This is a genomic window from Pseudoalteromonas sp. SCSIO 43095 (genome assembly GCF_023650455.1).
GTDB classification, from domain to species: domain Bacteria; phylum Pseudomonadota; class Gammaproteobacteria; order Enterobacterales; family Alteromonadaceae; genus Pseudoalteromonas; species Pseudoalteromonas tetraodonis.
The window spans coordinates 1,359,957-1,377,957 of sequence record NZ_CP087995.1 but is presented as its reverse complement, the minus strand read 5'-3'; the positions used below and the strand labels follow the sequence as shown (position 1 = coordinate 1,377,957).

General features: G+C 37.4%; 18 protein-coding genes and 1 pseudogene. 15 read left to right on the top strand and 4 right to left on the bottom strand.

Translation table 11 applies throughout. The features are described from left to right. Positions 1-51 precede the first annotated feature (51 nt). From LOC50_RS06605 to LOC50_RS06595, 3 genes are all read left to right on the top strand, one after another. On the top strand, positions 52-1,746 hold the full coding sequence (locus tag LOC50_RS06605) for an NAD-dependent malic enzyme (RefSeq protein WP_036982701.1): 1,695 nt from the start codon (positions 52-54) through the stop codon (positions 1,744-1,746). Between the two features lie 127 nt (positions 1,747-1,873). Continuing rightward, positions 1,874-3,202 carry an IS4 family transposase gene (locus LOC50_RS06600; RefSeq protein WP_250653046.1) on the top strand — a complete coding sequence of 443 codons (1,329 nt, stop codon included), beginning with the start codon at positions 1,874-1,876 and terminating at the stop codon, positions 3,200-3,202. A 97-nt stretch (positions 3,203-3,299) separates the two neighbouring features. Continuing rightward, positions 3,300-4,010 (top strand): SIMPL domain-containing protein, encoded by a 711-nt coding sequence (locus LOC50_RS06595; RefSeq protein ID WP_250653847.1) that lies wholly within the window; start codon positions 3,300-3,302, stop codon positions 4,008-4,010. A gap of 86 nt (positions 4,011-4,096) precedes the next feature. Here LOC50_RS06595 and LOC50_RS06590 read toward each other — a convergent pair whose 3' ends face one another. After that, positions 4,097-5,458: a DUF2254 domain-containing protein gene (locus tag LOC50_RS06590; RefSeq protein ID WP_250653846.1), complete on the bottom strand. Its 1,362-nt coding sequence runs from the start codon at positions 5,456-5,458 to the stop codon at positions 4,097-4,099. A 120-nt stretch (positions 5,459-5,578) separates the two neighbouring features. Here LOC50_RS06590 and LOC50_RS06585 point away from each other — a divergent pair, with 120 nt between their 5' ends. From LOC50_RS06585 to LOC50_RS06530, 12 genes and pseudogenes are all read left to right on the top strand, one after another. Continuing rightward, a complete protein-coding gene (locus LOC50_RS06585; RefSeq protein WP_138626592.1) occupies positions 5,579-5,947 on the top strand; it encodes an MAPEG family protein in 369 nt (122 codons plus the stop codon). 6 nt (positions 5,948-5,953) lie between these two features. After that, entirely contained in the window at positions 5,954-6,853 is a 900-nt protein-coding gene (locus LOC50_RS06580; RefSeq protein ID WP_250653845.1) for a transporter substrate-binding domain-containing protein, read from the top strand. Positions 6,854-6,859: 6 nt separating this feature from the next. Beyond that, positions 6,860-7,493: pseudogene (locus tag LOC50_RS06575) on the top strand (sulfotransferase). Between the two features lie 74 nt (positions 7,494-7,567). Continuing rightward, a complete protein-coding gene (locus tag LOC50_RS06570; protein WP_013464932.1) occupies positions 7,568-8,140 on the top strand; it encodes a MiaE family protein in 573 nt (190 codons plus the stop codon). A 178-nt stretch (positions 8,141-8,318) separates the two neighbouring features. Next, the gene (locus tag LOC50_RS06565; protein WP_250653844.1) at positions 8,319-9,287 is read left to right on the top strand and encodes an ATP-dependent 6-phosphofructokinase; all 969 of its coding nucleotides are present in this window, start codon (positions 8,319-8,321) and stop codon (positions 9,285-9,287) included. A 27-nt stretch (positions 9,288-9,314) separates the two neighbouring features. Further along, positions 9,315-9,467, top strand: a complete 153-nt coding sequence (locus LOC50_RS06560; RefSeq protein ID WP_249929830.1) for a hypothetical protein — start codon at positions 9,315-9,317, stop codon at positions 9,465-9,467. A gap of 60 nt (positions 9,468-9,527) precedes the next feature. After that, positions 9,528-9,737 carry a DUF1090 family protein gene (locus tag LOC50_RS06555; protein WP_248473885.1) on the top strand — a complete coding sequence of 70 codons (210 nt, stop codon included), beginning with the start codon at positions 9,528-9,530 and terminating at the stop codon, positions 9,735-9,737. A 356-nt stretch (positions 9,738-10,093) separates the two neighbouring features. Further along, on the top strand, positions 10,094-10,477 hold the full coding sequence (locus LOC50_RS06550; RefSeq protein ID WP_013464929.1) for a response regulator: 384 nt from the start codon (positions 10,094-10,096) through the stop codon (positions 10,475-10,477). Positions 10,478-10,485: 8 nt separating this feature from the next. After that, positions 10,486-11,391: an AAA family ATPase gene (locus LOC50_RS06545; RefSeq protein WP_138626588.1), complete on the top strand. Its 906-nt coding sequence runs from the start codon at positions 10,486-10,488 to the stop codon at positions 11,389-11,391. A 4-nt stretch (positions 11,392-11,395) separates the two neighbouring features. Beyond that, positions 11,396-12,385 (top strand): DUF58 domain-containing protein, encoded by a 990-nt coding sequence (locus LOC50_RS06540; protein WP_502934583.1) that lies wholly within the window; start codon positions 11,396-11,398, stop codon positions 12,383-12,385. Then, positions 12,378-14,351 carry a transglutaminase TgpA family protein gene (locus LOC50_RS06535; protein ID WP_250653842.1) on the top strand — a complete coding sequence of 658 codons (1,974 nt, stop codon included), beginning with the start codon at positions 12,378-12,380 and terminating at the stop codon, positions 14,349-14,351. Before LOC50_RS06540 ends, LOC50_RS06535 begins: the two co-directional genes overlap by 8 nt. Continuing rightward, the gene (locus LOC50_RS06530; protein ID WP_250653841.1) at positions 14,348-15,670 is read left to right on the top strand and encodes a Na+/H+ antiporter family protein; all 1,323 of its coding nucleotides are present in this window, start codon (positions 14,348-14,350) and stop codon (positions 15,668-15,670) included. Before LOC50_RS06535 ends, LOC50_RS06530 begins: the two co-directional genes overlap by 4 nt. Positions 15,671-15,854: 184 nt before the next feature. On the opposite strand, the gene LOC50_RS06525 is transcribed toward LOC50_RS06530, so the two are convergent. From LOC50_RS06525 to LOC50_RS06515, 3 genes are read right to left on the bottom strand one after another with little or no spacing between them, the layout of a single operon-like run. Then, the gene (locus LOC50_RS06525) at positions 15,855-16,289 is read right to left on the bottom strand and encodes an acyl-CoA thioesterase (RefSeq protein WP_008114650.1); all 435 of its coding nucleotides are present in this window, start codon (positions 16,287-16,289) and stop codon (positions 15,855-15,857) included. Positions 16,290-16,294: 5 nt separating this feature from the next. Beyond that, positions 16,295-17,113, bottom strand: a complete 819-nt coding sequence (locus LOC50_RS06520) for a M23 family metallopeptidase (protein ID WP_069439467.1) — start codon at positions 17,111-17,113, stop codon at positions 16,295-16,297. Further along, positions 17,106-17,963 carry a 6-carboxytetrahydropterin synthase gene (locus LOC50_RS06515; protein ID WP_250653840.1) on the bottom strand — a complete coding sequence of 286 codons (858 nt, stop codon included), beginning with the start codon at positions 17,961-17,963 and terminating at the stop codon, positions 17,106-17,108. The genes LOC50_RS06520 and LOC50_RS06515 overlap by 8 nt, the downstream gene beginning before the upstream one ends. Positions 17,964-18,001 lie beyond the last annotated feature (38 nt).

Below are 18,001 nucleotides of genomic sequence, written 5' to 3'. Positions count from 1 at the left end.
TAACAATGATAATGGCAGATCATTACTTAAGATTCAGTAAAGCTTGGAAATATGACTACAAATACCGATCCAAATTATCTTTATATTCCTTATTCTGGCCCAGGCCTAATTGAAACCCCGCTATTGAATAAAGGAAGTGCTTTTAGCCAAAAAGAACGTGAAAACTTTAATCTTGCTGGTTTACTTCCTCCTCGTTACGAAACAATAGAAGAGCAAGTTGAGCGTTGTTACCAACAATACTCAAGTTTTAACGACAACTTAAATAAGCACATTTATTTACGCGCCATTCAAGATAATAACGAAACGCTTTTTTACCGTTTAGTGCGCGATCATATCGAAGAAATGATGCCTATTATCTACACCCCAACAGTGGGTGATGCCTGTGAAAAGTTTTCTGATATTTATCGCAGTGCCCGTGGTTTATTTATTTCGTATGAAGATCGCTTTCACATTGACGATATTTTACGTAATGCCACAAAAGGCAAAGTAAAAGTGATTGTTGTTACCGACGGTGAGCGTATTTTAGGTCTTGGCGACCAAGGTATTGGCGGTATGGGCATTCCAATTGGTAAACTTTCTTTGTATACCGCGTGTGGCGGTATTAGTCCAGCTTATACGTTACCGGTTATGCTCGATGTGGGAACCAATAACGAAAAATTATTAAACGACCCAATGTACATGGGTGCTCGCCATAAACGTATTACACAAGATGAATACGATGAGTTTTTAGACTTATTCATTAAAGCAGTAAAACGTCGCTGGCCAAATGTGTTATTGCAGTTTGAAGATTTTGCTCAGCCTAATGCAATGCCATTATTAAAGCGTTACCGCAACGAAATTTGTAGTTTTAATGATGATATTCAAGGAACTGCATCGGTCACTGTGGGCTCTTTATTAGCAGCATGTCGTGTTAAAGGTGCTAAATTATCAACTCAAAAAGTTGTTTTTGTAGGCGCAGGCTCTGCAGGCTGTGGTATTGCTGAACAAATCGTTAGCACTATGGTTGCTGAGGGTATTAGTGAAGCACAGGCACGTAGCCAAGTCTTTATGGTTGACCGTTTTGGCTTATTAACAGATGGTATGCAAGGCTTACGTGACTTTCAACAAATGCTTGCACAACCAACTAGCTGCTTAGCTGATTGGATCTACAGCGGTGAATACGCGTCGTTATTAGATGTAATGCATTGTGCTGAACCAGATATTTTAATTGGTGTATCAGGCCAACCTGGCTTATTTACCGAACAAGTCATTCGCGCTATGCATGCTAAATGTGAATCGCCAATTATTTTCCCGTTAAGTAATCCATCTAAGCAAGTTGAAGCGTATCCAGAAGATGTAATTAAATGGACCGATGGCAAAGCAATTGTTGCAACTGGCAGCCCATTCGACCCAGTTGTTTATAACGGTGTGACTTACCCAATTCCACAATGTAATAATAGTTACATATTCCCAGGTATTGGCTTAGGTGTTATTGCCGCCAAAGCAACCCGTATTACCGATGCGATGCTAATAATGTCGAGCGAAATGTTGGCTGAGTCGTCACCTTTAGCTAATACAGGTAAAGGCAGCTTACTACCGGCACTGACTGAAATTGAAACGCTTAGTAAACGTATTGCGTTTGCAGTGGCTAAAAAAGCAATTGAAGAGGGCGTAGCCCTTGAAATTTCAGACGATGCGCTGTGGGCAGCCATCGACAAAAACTACTGGTTACCAAAATACCGTAACTACAAGCGTTGCAGCATTTAATTACAGTAGAGATTAAAAAAAACAGGCTTTTGCCTAATGCAGATCAGTTAAGAATATTTTTATGATCACTTGACTGATCTTTCCATGGCTTCAAAATCCGATATTAGAAATAATATCGGATTTTTTTATGTCTCTCATTCAGCACTTCGATAACATGTCTTCATTTTTAAATGATGTACATACACTAGATAAACTTAAACAGGTTCTTGACCCTGATATTCTTGAACAAGCATTTAAACATGCAGGTGTTGCTACTGTGCGTAAAAGGCGATTACCGCTAGAAGCTATTATGTGGTCTGTAATTGGAATGAGTTTATTCCGAAACGAAACCGTTTGGGATATCGCTAATAGACTCGACATCTCTTTACCCGGAAAAAACAAATTAGTAGCGCCAAGTGCGCTAGTTCAAGGCCGGCAAAGGTTAGGCTATGAGTCAGTCCAACATACATTTCAATTACTTGCACACAAAACCTTTTCCACCCAGTCTTTTGAACAATGGTGCGGACTTAATTTACTCGCTGTTGATGGCGTTAGTTTTCGAACTCATGATAATCAAGATAACAGAGAAGCATTTGGCAGTGACAGTAATCAACATGGAGAAGTAAGCTACCCACAAGTACGAATGTGTAGCCTTATGGAAGTATCTAGCCATTTACTGTTAGATAGCAGCTTTGACTCCCGTCGCATAGGTGAAATGAGCTTAGCTCAACGACTATTACCAGCCGTACCAGATAATTCTCTTACCTTGTTTGACCGCGGCTATTACTCATTAGGACTGTTGCATCAGTGGCAAAACCAAGGAGATAACAGTCACTGGATGTTACCCGCGAGGAAGGATTTACAGTATCAAGTTGAACATAGTATAAATGACAATGATAAAATAGTGATTTTGTCCACAAGTCCTCAAGCCAGAAAGAAATTTGAGTCATTACCAGAGACCTTGATGGCAAGATTAACCACCTATAAAGTGGATGGAAAAAGCTATCGTGTTCTCAGCTCTCTCATTGACCCTTTACGATTTCCATATGAAGAATTAACAGAGGTTTATACTCAACGCTGGGAAATTGAGCTGGCGTTTAGAGAAATAAAGCAGGGATTGAATCATAGCAAACACACGTTACGTAGTAAGAAACCAGACATGGTACGTCAAGAGTTATGGGGGTTATTACTCGCTTACAATTTAATACGTATCGTCATGCTTGATGCAACTAAAGATGAGGATATTTTGCCTACACAGCTAAGCTTTAGCCAATCTATGCGACAGGTTATCGCTTTCTTTATGTTTACGCCAATACATAGTGCAAGTAAGTTGCCTATTCATTACGATGAGTTACTAACAACACTTAGATTGTTTATTTTACCCGATAGGTTACCAGATAGGCATTATCCAAGGGTGATAAGAAAGAAGCCGAATAAGTACCCCTATAAAAGAAAATGCCAGTCAGTTCTTAACTGACTGGCATTAGGCTTTTGCCTGTTTTTTTATGCTTGTTCATCTTTAATTAACCGCATAAGGTGTTAACTGAGGCAATCAAATTTAAAAGGATAGACTTATGAAAACGCTTTCGATTTTAATCGCCGCATTACTTAGTACATCAGCTTATGCAAGCAACGCCCCAGAAGAGCCGCATATTTATGTTAAAGGTGAAGCTTCAGTAACGACGATGCCGGATCATGTTTTATTAACGGTGGGCATTACTGAAATAGATAAAGACTTAATTGCAGCAAAAAAACAAACCGATACCACTATGGCCAGTGCAATAAGTTTAGTAAAAAAACTAGGGGTAGATGATGCGGATATTAATGCCGGTCAAATTTCTATATACCGTGATAACCAATATAATCGTGAAACAGGTAAACAAGAGTTTACTGGCTTTAAAGTATCAAGAACGCTCACCATTAAACTCTCTGCAATTAATAAATACCCTGAATTACTACAGAGCTTAGTTAATAATGGCATTAATGAAATTAGACAAACGCAATTTTTAGCTAGCAACTACGATGAGCTGCATAAAAAAGCACAAAAAATGGCAATTAAACAAGCCAAAGTCGCGGCAAAAGAGCTAAGTGACGACTTTGATGTAGAGTTAAAAAGCTTATATAGCGCGTCGTTAACCCCGCTTGATATGCCATCTACACCGTACATGCGAAGTGAAAAAGTAATGATGGCAGACAGTGCACCTGGTAATTATGTCCCAGATGCCTATCATGCGGGTGAAATTACTATTAGCGCGTCAAGCTATGCAATTTATTATATAGATTAGGGCTTGATGATCTTTCAATGCCAAATAGGCGCTGCCGAGGAGCGATAACTCTTTGCCCCTCGGCAGAATAAATAGCTCTACAGAGCTTACTCGCTAATAGGTTGGTGCTGCTCAAAACGTGCCACCAACTGCTTACCTTGTAACTCACTAATTCGCACTATTGCTTGTAGCATATTTCTAATTTCTCGCCGGTCATACTCATTACAAATGTGCTGATTAATATCATCAACAATGGCACCTAAATAATTAAACACACTGTTTCGAGCTTCAACATCCTCGTTGGCAATAAACAAAATATTTTTAAATGCTTCAATAACATTGGTCATTACATAGGCATCTGCTTTGGCATAATTACGCAAAGGAGTGAAGTTATCGTGCAGTAATTCATCAAAACTGGTTTCATGGAAATAGAGCAAAGGGGCTTCTTCTGATTGATAATACGCGTAGTTAATCGCATTAATCTTTAGGCGAGCAATCAATAAAATACTCAGCATATCAATAGCTTTAACCGCTGTGCCCGGATCGTTAATCCCAGGGCTCATTGCTTTTACCGCAATTTCAGAAATTTGGGTTAATCCATAACGGTAATGATCGCTAATGTATTCTTCTATATAAAAAATAAAGCAGTCTAAGATTTTCTCTATTAACTCTTCGTTTTCACAAATGTCTTTATTACACTTTAAGAAAGGGTAGCCTTTAACGGTAAAGTAACCTTGCTTAACAGTAATAAAAAGTTCTATTTTTTCTTCAGCCAAAATAGCACACAGCTTATTTGTGTGAACCCCTTTGTAGTAACCCTCAGTAGTACTTTTTATTGAATGCCAATTTGAAAATTCAGGAAAGTTATCAACGGGGTTATCGCCTTGTTTGTTGATGATGTCTTGGATCTCTTGTTTGGTTTGTCTAAATAAACCATTTAATACGTTATCAACCTGAATTGCTTTTGAAATAGAGTGAATAAAAAAAACGAACAAGCCCAAAGAAATCAAACCAAAAATTAACGCAAAGAGTACCCCTAATGAGGGTATTGCCGTATTTCCGTTATCTAACTTATTAATATTAATGAGCATTATAATAGAATAAATAATACTGCCTAAATAAAACCCTAATACCATTTGATGCGATTTACGAGTAATAAGCCCAGGAACGACTCTGGGTGACAAGCTAGCGCTGGCCGCATTTAAAACCACCATCACCATAGAAAAACTAAATACAGTTAACGAAATAATACTACCAGCTAAGGTGCTTAATATGGTTCGTGCGTTTTCTGCACTGTCTACTAATACAAATGAGATTAATGATTTAAATTGCTCTATAGGGGCTAAATACTCAACAGACATAGTGAGTACAGCAAAAATTAAAAACGCAACAGACAGGAGCGAGGGATAAAAGCCAATACTGTTTATTATTTCACGATAGTGATTGATGATTTTTGTTCTTAAATACATATTATCCTTACTTATTACTATTCCAATGTATAAATTACTCTAGCATAGTTCATGATAAAACTACTGATTTACCGCTTAACTTATGTGTTATTATTGTTGAAAAATTAAATGGACTATACTGTGATCATATCTAGCTATGCGGCCTTATTGGCCCTTTATTATATTTATTTGAGTGTTAATGTTATAAAAATACGTAAAGCCGAAGGGATTTCGTTAGGTAATGGCAGTAATACCGCGCTTGAACGTGCAACCCGAGCGCATGGTAATTTTATTGAGTACGTGCCCATTAGCTTAATTTTAGTTTTTTTATTGGAGTATCAAGGGTTAGCTAGTCATTATGTACATGCACTAGGCGGTTTATTATTTATCAGCCGTGTTGTTCATGGGTCTGCCATTATTAACAATAATTTAAAGGCACGTGGATTGAGCATGATGTTCACCTTTGCTATTGTGATAGTAAGCGCGGTGTTATTACTTTTAAGTAGATAAACGATTATGCGGTTAGCTATTTTTTTTACATGTTTATATTTTTTCAGTTCACTGACATCATTTGCATGGGCAATAGAAAATAATAGCAAAAACACCGTTTCTAGTTTGCATGTTGTATACCCCAAAACAATGCGCAGTGGTGAAGATGAAATATTATACCCGTTAGTACTATTAAGAACAGCTCTGCAATTCAGCGGAGAAAATTTTACATTACAACCCTCAAGTATTTCGATGCCACAGAGCCGCGCGTTAAAGCAAATTCTTCATAATGATGAAATAAACGTAGCTTGGACCATGACCTCTAAACAGCGTGAGCAACAATTACTACCCGTTAGAGTGCCTATATTTAAGGGGTTATATGGGTGGCGTGTTTTGGTAACTACACAGGATAAAGTGAATACCTTATTAAACATCAATACCCTGAGCGACTTTAAAAGCATACACTTTATTCAAGGGCATGATTGGCCTGACACACAAATACTGCAGGATAACGGCTTAACTGTATCGACATCAATCGAATATAGTTCGTTATTTAATATGTTGATAAAAGGCCGAGGTGATGTATTTCCTCGTTCTGTGTTAGAGGTTGAAACTGAGCTCAATACCTTTAAAGATGAAGCCGGTGCTAACCTCACGATAGTGCCACACTTCTTGTTGCAATACCCAAGTGCAATCTACTTCTTTTTTAGTAAAGAAAAGCCCGAAATAGCGCAAGCGGTTGAGAAAGGCTTAGCTATTATGCGTAAAAACGGTGAGTTTGATCGTTTGTTTAAGGCTTATCATCGCAGTGCGATTGAGCATGCAGATATAAAAAATAAAATTATCATTAAATTAAAAAACAAGCAGTTACCCGCATTAACACCCCTTAATGATGCATCACTTTGGTTTTCAGGAAAAGACATTTAAAACGCCATGACACAAAAAATATTTATTATTGGTTTACCACGCACTGGGACGACTAGCGTATGTAATGCATTTTTAGATTTTGGTATACCTACTGCCCATACTGCTTACACTAACGCTTGTTTTGAAAATGCGGTGGCTATCGCTGACACACCTGTATTTAACGATTATCAAACATTAGATAAATATTACCCAGGTTCTAAATTTGTATATTTAAAGCGAGAACTTAGCGCGTGGTTGCCATCAATCAAACAGCTTTTACTGCGTATGCATACTAATTTAACGCGTGCTGATGGGGGCTTTAATATTCATTTAAAGCGCTGTTATTTAAATACGTTTAGTGATTTTTCACTCGAAAATATTAACCAGGATGAATATTTAACTAATTGTTATAACACTCATATTAATAGTGCTAATACTTATTTTGCTGACCGGCCCTAATGATTTTTTAGCCATTGATATAGCAAATCCCGAGAGTTTTAATAAGCTATGTGAGTTTTTAAATATTACCAGCAGCTTAGCTGGCTTTGAAAAAATGAACATGGGCGGTAAAGTCACTGCATGGAATGATATAAAGCACCCATTAAAAATTGAGTCGACGGCAAAAGGGCGGATTGATAAGTTTTTGCCTTATGAAAGTTAAATTTAAATCGCAACCAAAGATTTTTATTTTTAAATACGCTAAAATCCACGCATTATTTTATAAGTTGTATCACTATGTTTGAATTAAAATACCACACGCCATTTGAATGGACCGAAGTTGTTTTAGCCGACTTCGAAACCTTTTTACAAGACCACGCTGCTGCTGAGAAAAAAGCATCTGGCATGGCTATGTCAATGCTTTCACATTATCCGGATAAGCGTAAATTAGTTAAAGCCATGACTGACTTAGCTCTTGAAGAGTTAATTCATTTTAAACAAGTACTTAAACTATTAATTGAACGCGATACTAATTTAGGTGATGATAAAAAAGATCCATACATTAAACAAATTCGTGCACACTTTAGGCATGGTCGTGACGGTTTTTTAATGGACAGATTATTAGTAGGTGGGGTAATTGAGGCGAGGGGACATGAACGTTTTTCTTTAGTTGCCGAGGCACTACCTGAAGGAAAAGAAAAAGATTTTTATGTCGCAATTGCTAAATCAGAAGAAAAACATAAAAATTTATTTGTGGAACTCGCCTACGAATACTTTGATAAGCAAGAAGTTGACGAACGCTTAGACGAGTTACTAACAATAGAAGCCGAAATTTGTAAAAATATTCCTTTTACAGCGGCTCTCCATTAAAAATTACGGTATGTTGTTTTAAAAGCAAAATTTTCAATTTAAAACTGCTCCCTTCATACTGATTAAACAATCAAATAAACCCTAAGTAGATCAACTTTACTGCGCTTACTTTACACAGCCTACTCATAAACAGCTATTATGAATTATTGAAGTTTAGCTTATCGAAGGATGTGAACCGATGCAGCCAATTAAACACATTGCCGTATTAACCTCAGGAGGCGATGCGCCTGGGATGAACACCGCATTATTTGCCATAGTAAAAGCCGCTCAACAACACGGAATAAAAGTGTCGGGCGTTCGAAAAGGGTTTGAGGGTTTAATTGATAATGATTTAGTGACACTTGATTGCAAAAACCTACAACAAACCATGCACTTAGGTGGTACTGTGTTAAAAACAGCGCGTAGTGAAAGATTTAGAGGTGATGCCGGTAGAAATCAAGCACTAGCCACAATTGAACATAATAATATTGACGCTTTAATTGTGATAGGTGGAGATGGTTCATTTAGAGGGTGTTTATGGTTATCACAAATTACTGACATACCGTATATAGGCATTCCAGGCACTATTGATAATGATATTGCGGGTACAGATTACACCTTAGGGTTTGATACCGCAGTAAACACATCAATGCAATGTATTGATAATATTAGAGATACTGCAGAATCACATAATAGGGTGTTTGTTATTGAAGTAATGGGACGTGATTCTGGTTATATTGGCACTTATGCCGGTTTAACCTCTGGCGCCGATTCGATATTAATACCTGAAAATGATGAAGACATAACTTATTTAGTGAATAAAATTAGCGATTATCACAGTGAGCATGCTTTTATTGTGGTGGTATCTGAAGGTGATGAAATTGGCGTTGAGCATATATGTGAGAAAATAAATACCGTTAATCCCAGTATAGATTTGCGCGTAACTAAGCTAGGGCACTTACAACGCGGCGGTAATCCATCTGCAGCGGATCGTATGTTAGCAATAAGATTAGGCGTACACAGTGTTAAGGCTTTATGTGCTGGAGAAAGCGCTAAAATGGTGGGTATTTTAAATAACAAAGTATCAAATACTCCTATGCAAGATGTTGTAAAACAACATGTTATAAATGAAGAGCTGCAAGGGCTGTTATCTATATTTTGCCGCTAGCGATGAATTAAATAGGAATAATTAATAATGCGAGATAATAAAAACTATAAAATGACAATTATTAAAGGTATTACAATAAGTTTTTTATTTGCCGGTTCAACAGTCGTATTGGCCAAAGATGATTGTGCAGATTTAACGGGATGTGCGAAAAAAGCCTGTGAAGTTAACCACCAGTTATAAACTGCAAAACGCCAAGGTAATTCACATCAAGCTGCAGGTCTTAATAAATCACTCAATAACATAAACGCATATTGTACCCATGATGGATTAAAAGCAGAGTTGCAAGAAATAGATGATACAAATTCAGAAATTGAAGAATATAAAACCGATATTAAAAAAGCTAAGCGCCAAGGTAAGCATGACAAAGTTGAAAAGTATCAGCAAAAGCTAAACGACGAAACTAAACAGCTTAAGCAATTAATTAATGAGCTAAATAGTTTGATTAATTAAAATGTCATTACAGCGTTTTTATATTTAATAAAGTAGAGCATATTACTATAAATAAATAATGTGCGAATAAAAGGGCTAAAATACCATGTTTATAAGTGACGTAATTACCGATAGTTAGTTTGATTAAGTACATTTTAATCTTATTTAACATAATATAAATTATAGGTAGTAATGTACCTATATATAACCAGCGCTGTATTTTAAAAGCTTTATCTCACTATGTCCAATACTAGACGGTATCGGACATTTTATGACTTTAAACGACTATTATGGTTATTCATAGTTATCACCTTGAGGTTCCTTAATGCTTAGCTTAATATTAAAGCACAAGCCGTAAAAAACGTTGAAGTATTCATATGGAATTTGTACGCCCACTCGAACCAATTTTAATTATTGATGATGTTAAACAGATCCGCGCTGATTTAAGCCAAGTATTAGCCGGTTTAGGTTTTGATGACATTATTGAGTGCGATAATTTTAATTGTGCTAAACCTCTGCTTATTGAAAAATCACCCAACGTTATATTCTTAGATGTTGATTTACCTGATTCTGAAAGCATTGAAATTTTAGAGTCAATTAACAACGAACACCCTCATGCACATGTTGTTATGTGTTCAGGCCACAATAGCTTTGAAACAGTGCAAAATACCTGGGAGCTAGGCGCAAAAGAATTTATAGCTAAGCCCTTTAATGCGCAAAAAGTTGATGCGGTAATGAAACGTTTAGAACTCATAGATTAAAGGAAATTATGCAGCACATTGTTACGACAATAATTGATGACCTATCTACCGTTATATTTGGTAAACAACAACAAATAAAATTAGCGTTAGCCTGTTTATTTAGTGAAGGCCATTTACTAATTGAAGACTTACCTGGCATGGGAAAAACCACTTTGTCGCATGCATTAGCTGCAGTACTGGGGTTATCTTATCAGCGTATACAATTTACCAGCGATTTATTGCCCGCTGATATTATTGGCACCAATATATTTAATAATAATGAACATAGTTTTTCATTTCATAAAGGCCCAATTTTCAGCCAAGTGGTGCTCGCTGATGAAATAAATCGCGCGGGTCCTAAAACACAAAGTGCTTTATTGGAGGCGATGGAAGAACATCAAGTAACAGTAGATGGAGACAAGTACCCGCTCCCTACTCCATTTTTTGTAATTGCGACTCAAAATCCATTATATCAGGCAGGTACCTACCCGTTACCAGAATCACAACTAGATCGTTTTTTAATGCGAATTAGTTTAGGGTTTCCACCTAAAGATGCAGAAAAACGGTTACTGTTAAATAATCAAAAACGTGACTATTCGCAGTTACCGCAGCGAATTGAACAACATCAACTCAAGCAAATTCAAGATGCTATATCAAATATCACGCTAAGTTCGCCGGTGGTTGATTATATAATTGAGTTAGTAACTTATACTCGTGAGTCTCAAACATTAACAACTTCGCTTTCCCCAAGAGCCAGTATGGCACTGGCTAAATCGGCCAAAGCGTGGGCCTATATTGAAGGCCGTGACTACGTATTACCCGAAGATGTACAGGCTGTTTTTTCAAGTGTGTGTCAGCATCGATTAGGTTTACATAGTGATGCGGGCGATACACAAATAGCGGCCATTTTACAACATGTTTTAGTGCCCGTTTAGGTAAATGCGTATTTATAAATTTAAGCGCCCTACTTTTATTCACGATATAAAAAGCGCGATTTTAACAGCCTTATTAAAAAATAAGCACAAAAAAAATAGCATCACCTTAAAACATAATACTATTTATGTTTTACCATCCACGCTTGGCGTTTACTTTAGCGTTGTTGCATCATTAAATTTTGTAATGGGGATTAATTATCAAAATAATTTAATTCTGTTTATGGCTTATTTAATGTTTGTGATTATAATTTTTGCATTGTTATTGGGCTACAGTAATGCCAGAGGTTTAACTGTCAGCTTTAAATACGCCATTGACAGTTTTGCGCCTCAGACACCACAGCTAGTTTGGCAAATAGAAGCCGATGATCCTTGCCAATCAATTACATTGAGTTACCCCAATGATTTTAAAAATGCGTGTTACATTACGCGCGTTAAAAATGAAGTAATAAAATGTCAATTATCATTACCTTATACCAAGCGAGGCTGTTATGAGTTAAAGCCAATAAAAATTGCCAGTAATTACCCCTTTGGTTTAGTCAGTGTGTGGAGTTATATACAACCTAATAAAGTGGTGTATGTTTATCCGTCAATAATTAAAACAACAAATCAAAAACACCCAAACTTAGTTGCAAATAATACCGATGAAGGCACTGAAAAACATAAAGGTGATGACGAATTTGAAAGTTTAATTACTCATTTGCCAGAAATGGGGTTACAGCGAATATCATGGAAGCACTATGCAAAAACACAGCAATTACTTGTAAAACAATTTAGTGATTTTAAATCAGTCGATGCACAATTCGATTTTAACTTAGTCACGGGCGATACCGAACAGCGTTTAGGGCAACTCTGTTTTTTAGTTTGCCAAGCATTTGAAAGTGACATTAATTATTCTTTAAAACTTCCTAATAAATTAATCGCTAGCAATTCAGGCAAGCTGCATCATCAGCGCTGTTTACAAGCGTTAAGCCAAGTCGGTAATGATAATGAATGAGATTAAAAACCATCGCGTTATCAACTTTGCTCTATCGTTTATTTATTTAGGGCTAGTCAGTTTTTTTACAGAGCACTTACCCCTGCCCTTTATTGCAATGCTAAGTGTGTTATGTGGCTGGAATATTTATTTAACAGTTAAACAAAAGCAAAAACCCAACGCGTGGTTTGCTAATGGATTGGCCGCCATTGCTTTAATTATTATGCTAAGCAGCATAGGCTTTAAAGATACCGTTGTATTGTTTGTAGCCATGCTGTTATTGTCGTGTGTTTTTAAATTATTGCAGGCAAAATCAAAACAGCATTACCAATTGATCATTACCCTTACGTTCTTTTCACTCTCAGCGGTATATTTGTTTAGCCAAACCATTTTTACTACCTTAGTTATAAGCACCTTCTATATTTTAAACTTTGCGGTGCTAGGGTTATTAGAGTCTAGTCATAGCTTAAAACTCTCTTCAAAACAAAGTGCTAAAATTATGCTACTGGCTTTTCCTTTAGCCGTAATACTTTTATTATTTTTACCTAAACTTCCGGCATTTTGGCAACTACCTGGGCCCAAAATGGCACAAACAGGATTATCTGAACAAGTCGATCCGTTTGATATAGCAAAGTTATCAAATTCAGATGAACTGGTATTTAGAGCAAAATTTAATGGTACACCACCCCCTAAGCCCTATTATTGGCGCGCTATTGTACATGATGAATTTGATGGTGCAGCGTGGAAAACATCCTCATTTTTAAAGCAAGCGTTGATATTACCCGCTAAAAAAAGTACGAGTGAAACTGTTGCTCAGTATACGGTTATAGCTGAGCCTGCTATTTCAGATTGGCTATATGGGCTTGGTTTTTCAAGTAGTGAAACCCCCAATGTTATTGCCAATACTTTAGGTTTATTACGTAAACAGCAATATAAATCCAAAGTTTTACAATATGCAGTTAATAGTGAACCGTTATCTAGTACATCGCTTAATAAGTCCCAACAGCGGTTTTATAGCCAATTAACTGTTAGTAATAATCAAAAATCTCAGCAGTTAGCGCAACAATTAAAAAATAATAGCGCCAATGCTGATGAATTTTTTAATCAACTTTTAAGCTATTTTTCAAAAAATGAATTTAGCTATACACTTACACCCACCCCCATGCGCGGCGAAAATACGCTCGATCAGTTTATGTTTGATAATAAACGCGGTTTTTGCGGGCATTATGCCAGCGCCGCCGCCTTTATTTTTAGAAGCGCAGGTATTCCTGCGCGTGTTGTCAGTGGCTATTTAGGAGGCGAGCTAAATAAAAACAGTGATTATATGACTATTCGTCAATACGATGCGCATGCCTGGGTTGAAGTATATACCGGTGCCGGTTGGAGAGTATTTGATGCCACAGCGGTTGTCGCACCCGAACGGTTAAACGGCTCCTTGTCACAAAGTACCACCCTTAATGACGAATTTAAAAATAATATTAACTTTGGACTCGTTAGTTTAAGTAACTATGCCGCAATTAATTGGCTTAGACTTGAATTAGAAAATTTAGATTATCAATGGTCTAGTTGGGTACTTGGGTTTGATAAAGACAAACAACAAGATTTATTTGCTACCTTATTTGGTAATAAGTTTATTTGGCTGGTGCCGCTTGGGGTTATTATTATTTTAATTTTGAGTTTTACGGCTTACTTTATTTATTTAAACAGACCTAAAGCCTCAATAAAACAACCGCCACTGGTCAATGAGTATCATGAAATTATTCGTTGGGCTAATAAACACGCGATTAGCTATCCTGAAAATGCCACGCCAACCCAAACTTTAGAACACATTAGCAACCAAGCGCCCCATGCAGAGCAACAAATAACCGCTTTTTGTGAGTTATTTAAGCAAGTGCGCTATGCAAGGCATCCATTTACTAAAGAACGTAAAAATCAGGCTAAATATCTGATAAAATTAATTAAATCTACAAAACAGAGAAATCTATGAACGCAGTAATTATCGGCGTTATTTTAATGCTTGGACTCACTTTAGTCCGTGTAAATGTGATTGTTGCAATGACGATAAGTGCACTGGTTGCCGGATTAACCGCTGGCATGGGATTGAAAGAAAGCATCGATGCATTTAATTCAGGATTATCGTCAGGTGCCGAGATTGCTTTAAGTTATGCTATGTTGGGCGCATTTGCCGTCGCAATTTCTAAGTCAGGCCTAACACGTATTTTAGCTGCGAAGTTATTGGCAAAAGTTAACGCACAAACTGGCTCAAGCGAAACCCTGCTAAGCTATTTTATTCTGTTTATTATTTTGATTTGTGCTATTTCTTCACAAAATTTAGTCCCTGTTCATATTGCGTTTATTCCTATTCTAATTCCCCCGTTATTAGTGGTGTTTAACAAATTGCGATTAGACAGACGCGCTATTGCTTGTATTTTAACCTTTGGTTTAGCTACCTCGTATATGGTACTCCCTTATGGGTTTGGTGGAATTTATTTATACTCTATATTACATAAAAACCTAGTGGATAATGGCCTTGAAATAGTCAATACCAGCGTACCTTTGGCAATGATCATTCCTGCTATTGGCATGTTCGTGGGATTGTTAATTGCGCTGTTTATGACTTATAGAAAACGCCGAGAATATACAAATACCGCCCTTACCGTTGAAAGTAAACAAACAGAAATTGATAACCCCAAAAAAGTATTGATGGTTGGTTTATTTGCTGTAGTTGCGTCGTTAATTGCTCAAAATGCCAGTGGCTCTATGATATTAGGCGGCCTAGTTGGCGTGGTTATATTTAGTGTATTTGGTGTGGTTAAGTGGGAAGAAAACGGCGACGTATTTAGTAAAGGCGTGGCAATGATGGCAATGATTGGCTTTATTATGATCTCAGCACAAGGCTTTGCCGCAGTCATGAAAGAAACTGGGCACGTAGCCAGCTTAGTTCACAGTAGCGCCGCTATTTTTGATGGTAATAAGCCGATGGCTGCGGCTGTAATTTTATTAGTCGGCTTATTTATAACGATGGGAATTGGCAGCTCGTTTTCAACGGTACCTATTATTGCCACCTTATTTGTTCCTTTATGTTTAGAGCTAAACTTTTCCGTAATGGCAACCGCTGCACTTGTTGGTACTGCTGGCGCATTAGGTGATGCCGGCTCCCCTGCCTCTGATTCCACGTTAGGGCCAACTTCCGGACTCAATGTTGATGGTCAGCACGACCATATTTGGGATTCGGTTGTTCCAACTTTTATTCACTTTAATTTACCGCTATTGGTATTCGGCTGGATAGCCGCCATGGTACTTTAATTTTTAAAAGGTGTGTTTTGTGCACGCCTTTTTATTTTGAAATTTACACCCTCCTTTTTACTCATTATCGCAAACAAACAGTAATGCTAAGTTTGCAGCACTAACAGATTAAGTATGATGTGTTCTTAATGAGTTTTAATATAAGCACCAAAACTAGATGCTTATATTAATTTACTATTTAGCGTTATAACTCAAAGCCATGTAGCATTTTATCGCATACTACCGGTGTTGGTCTGTGGTTATCATCCACGGCAACAAAGGTAAAACTACCCGTAATAGCAGAATGCTTATTATCTTTGTGCATGGTTTCTAGGAATATTTCAACATCTACCTTTAGGCTGGTATTCCCTACATGCGACACTTTTGAGATTAATTCGGCAAATGAACCTGCCGGAATAGCCTCTTTAAAATCTACCCTATCAGATGAAATAGTCACTAATGGCTTACGGCAAAAACGGGTAGCTGCAATAAAAGCAACCTCATCCATCCACGCTAATGCATCACCACCAAATAGCGTATTGTGGTGATTAGTACGCCCAGGAAATACCGCTTTTGTAACCGATGTGGTCGAATCTTTTATACGCTGCGCAATAATTGCTTCGCGCTCTACTTGAGTCATAATCTCTACTTTTTGTTTGCTAATGTGTCTTGCATCAATAATGCAGGGTCAAGGCGTTCACCTTGCCAATTAAATCGCCAATCTAAATGTGGGCCAGTTACACGGCCCGTAGCACCTATTTCAGCCACTTTCATACCTTGTGTAATTTTATCCCCCACTTTTACATCTAGCTTGCTTAGATGAATGTAAGTCGAGGTAACCCCATGGCCATGATCTAAAATTAATGTGCCACCTGAGTAATATAAATCTGGTTCAGCAAATACAACGGTACCGCTGATCGGCGCATACACAGGAGAGCCTGTTTTATTTGCTATGTCTAAACCAAAGTGTGGTCTGCGTGGTTCACCATTAAAGTAACGCTGGCTTCCATAAACACCTGAAATACGGCCCTCGGCAGGCCTAAGCACAGGCTGTAAAAAGTATTCTAGGTCAGAGTTAACAGCGCGCGCTTTTCTTACCGCGGCCGCTTCACGGCTAATACGTTCACTGACCGCTTTTGGTGGCGATACATATTTTTTTGCAACACCGGTTATTTTATCGATGTTGTAGTCACGAAGGGTTATAACTAAATCTTGGCTGTGGCTTTTTCCACTTTTATCAACCCATGATAAAGTGTGGTTTGGTTTTGCATCACGACCAAAACCAAATACAAATAAGCCAGTATCAGATAGCTTTAATGGCTTATCATTTAAGCTAACCGATTTTGCGTTATTTAATTGCCCTGTAACCAAGCCGCCTTGAGTTAAATGCCCTTTTAGTTCAACTGCCAAAGCACTAAAACTAAATGATGCAATTAACGCTGACACTAATAAGGATTTAAGCATAACTAATTGACCCTTTGCCAACGCCTTCATAAGCGGTAATTTTTACGTCTTTTTCTGGATGCTGCAGTTTTACTTGGCCGGCAATATACTCAGCAATACATTCTACTGTGGTATCCATTGGTAAAATGTCGCAATGCGATTCGCTAATAGCCATTTCAAAATAACCTTGCGCGGCTGTATATGCAAAACACACGTCATCCTCTTTGGCGATAATATGTTTTAATTCAGAGGCGCTGATTTTATCTTCGCTGGTAGCTAAGTATATATCTTGCCATTTATCAGCCCACTGTTTTTGTAAACGAGGCATAGAAATACCGCCAAGGCTTATACCAATTTGTGAGCGATGGCCATGAATAATACGTTGGCAGTTACCATCATGCTTTTTAAGGCCATGGCTGTAGTGGTAGTAAAAACTTTGATTGTGCTCAGGCTTTAATACAAGTTCAATTTTTTCAATATTATCAGGAAGCTGTGGCAGTATTGTGGCAACTAAATACTCTGTAACCGACTCAATGGTTATCTTATCGGTATCAATCAGGCAAAAAGCTTGATGAGGCGCACTCATTGCTAGGTGCTTATTATCGGCAAACGTGCAATCTAATGTTTTGTGATCAGCAAACTCATGAATGCTGCCGTTTATATTGTTAGGTACGGCTAAACGGTGATCAATGCATTCATCAATGATGCCTTTTATTTGCTTTTTAACTAAGCCAAAGTCTAAAACCATAGACTCTTCATTTAGTTTGCCATGTAAAGTCAAATCAACAATCCAACTTTCGCCAACTGCACCGCGTTTATTGCATAAGTAAGAAAAATCAATCACAGTGAGTGAGTTAACAAAAAGGGTCATAAATTTCCTTTAAACTGATTAAAAGTCAGCCTTAATTA

Excerpts from the sequence above, each read along its gene's own strand:
- LOC50_RS06600 (WP_250653046.1), top strand. The coding sequence starts at position 1,874 with ATGTCTCTCATTCAGCACTTCGATAACATGTCTTCATTTTTAAATGAT.
- LOC50_RS06565 (WP_250653844.1), top strand. The coding sequence starts at position 8,319 with ATGCAGCCAATTAAACACATTGCCGTATTAACCTCAGGAGGCGATGCG.
- LOC50_RS06540 (WP_502934583.1), top strand. The coding sequence starts at position 11,396 with ATGCGTATTTATAAATTTAAGCGCCCTACTTTTATTCACGATATAAAA.
- LOC50_RS06580 (WP_250653845.1), top strand. The coding sequence starts at position 5,954 with ATGCGGTTAGCTATTTTTTTTACATGTTTATATTTTTTCAGTTCACTG.
- LOC50_RS06550 (WP_013464929.1), top strand. The coding sequence starts at position 10,094 with ATGGAATTTGTACGCCCACTCGAACCAATTTTAATTATTGATGATGTT.
- LOC50_RS06545 (WP_138626588.1), top strand. The coding sequence starts at position 10,486 with ATGCAGCACATTGTTACGACAATAATTGATGACCTATCTACCGTTATA.
- LOC50_RS06590 (WP_250653846.1), bottom strand. The coding sequence starts at position 5,458 with ATGTATTTAAGAACAAAAATCATCAATCACTATCGTGAAATAATAAAC.
- LOC50_RS06525 (WP_008114650.1), bottom strand. The coding sequence starts at position 16,289 with ATGACTCAAGTAGAGCGCGAAGCAATTATTGCGCAGCGTATAAAAGAT.
- LOC50_RS06520 (WP_069439467.1), bottom strand. The coding sequence starts at position 17,113 with ATGCTTAAATCCTTATTAGTGTCAGCGTTAATTGCATCATTTAGTTTT.
- LOC50_RS06560 (WP_249929830.1), top strand. The coding sequence starts at position 9,315 with ATGCGAGATAATAAAAACTATAAAATGACAATTATTAAAGGTATTACA.
- LOC50_RS06570 (WP_013464932.1), top strand. The coding sequence starts at position 7,568 with ATGTTTGAATTAAAATACCACACGCCATTTGAATGGACCGAAGTTGTT.
- LOC50_RS06530 (WP_250653841.1), top strand. The coding sequence starts at position 14,348 with ATGAACGCAGTAATTATCGGCGTTATTTTAATGCTTGGACTCACTTTA.
- LOC50_RS06605 (WP_036982701.1), top strand. The coding sequence starts at position 52 with ATGACTACAAATACCGATCCAAATTATCTTTATATTCCTTATTCTGGC.
- LOC50_RS06535 (WP_250653842.1), top strand. The coding sequence starts at position 12,378 with ATGAATGAGATTAAAAACCATCGCGTTATCAACTTTGCTCTATCGTTT.
- LOC50_RS06515 (WP_250653840.1), bottom strand. The coding sequence starts at position 17,963 with ATGACCCTTTTTGTTAACTCACTCACTGTGATTGATTTTTCTTACTTA.
- LOC50_RS06595 (WP_250653847.1), top strand. The coding sequence starts at position 3,300 with ATGAAAACGCTTTCGATTTTAATCGCCGCATTACTTAGTACATCAGCT.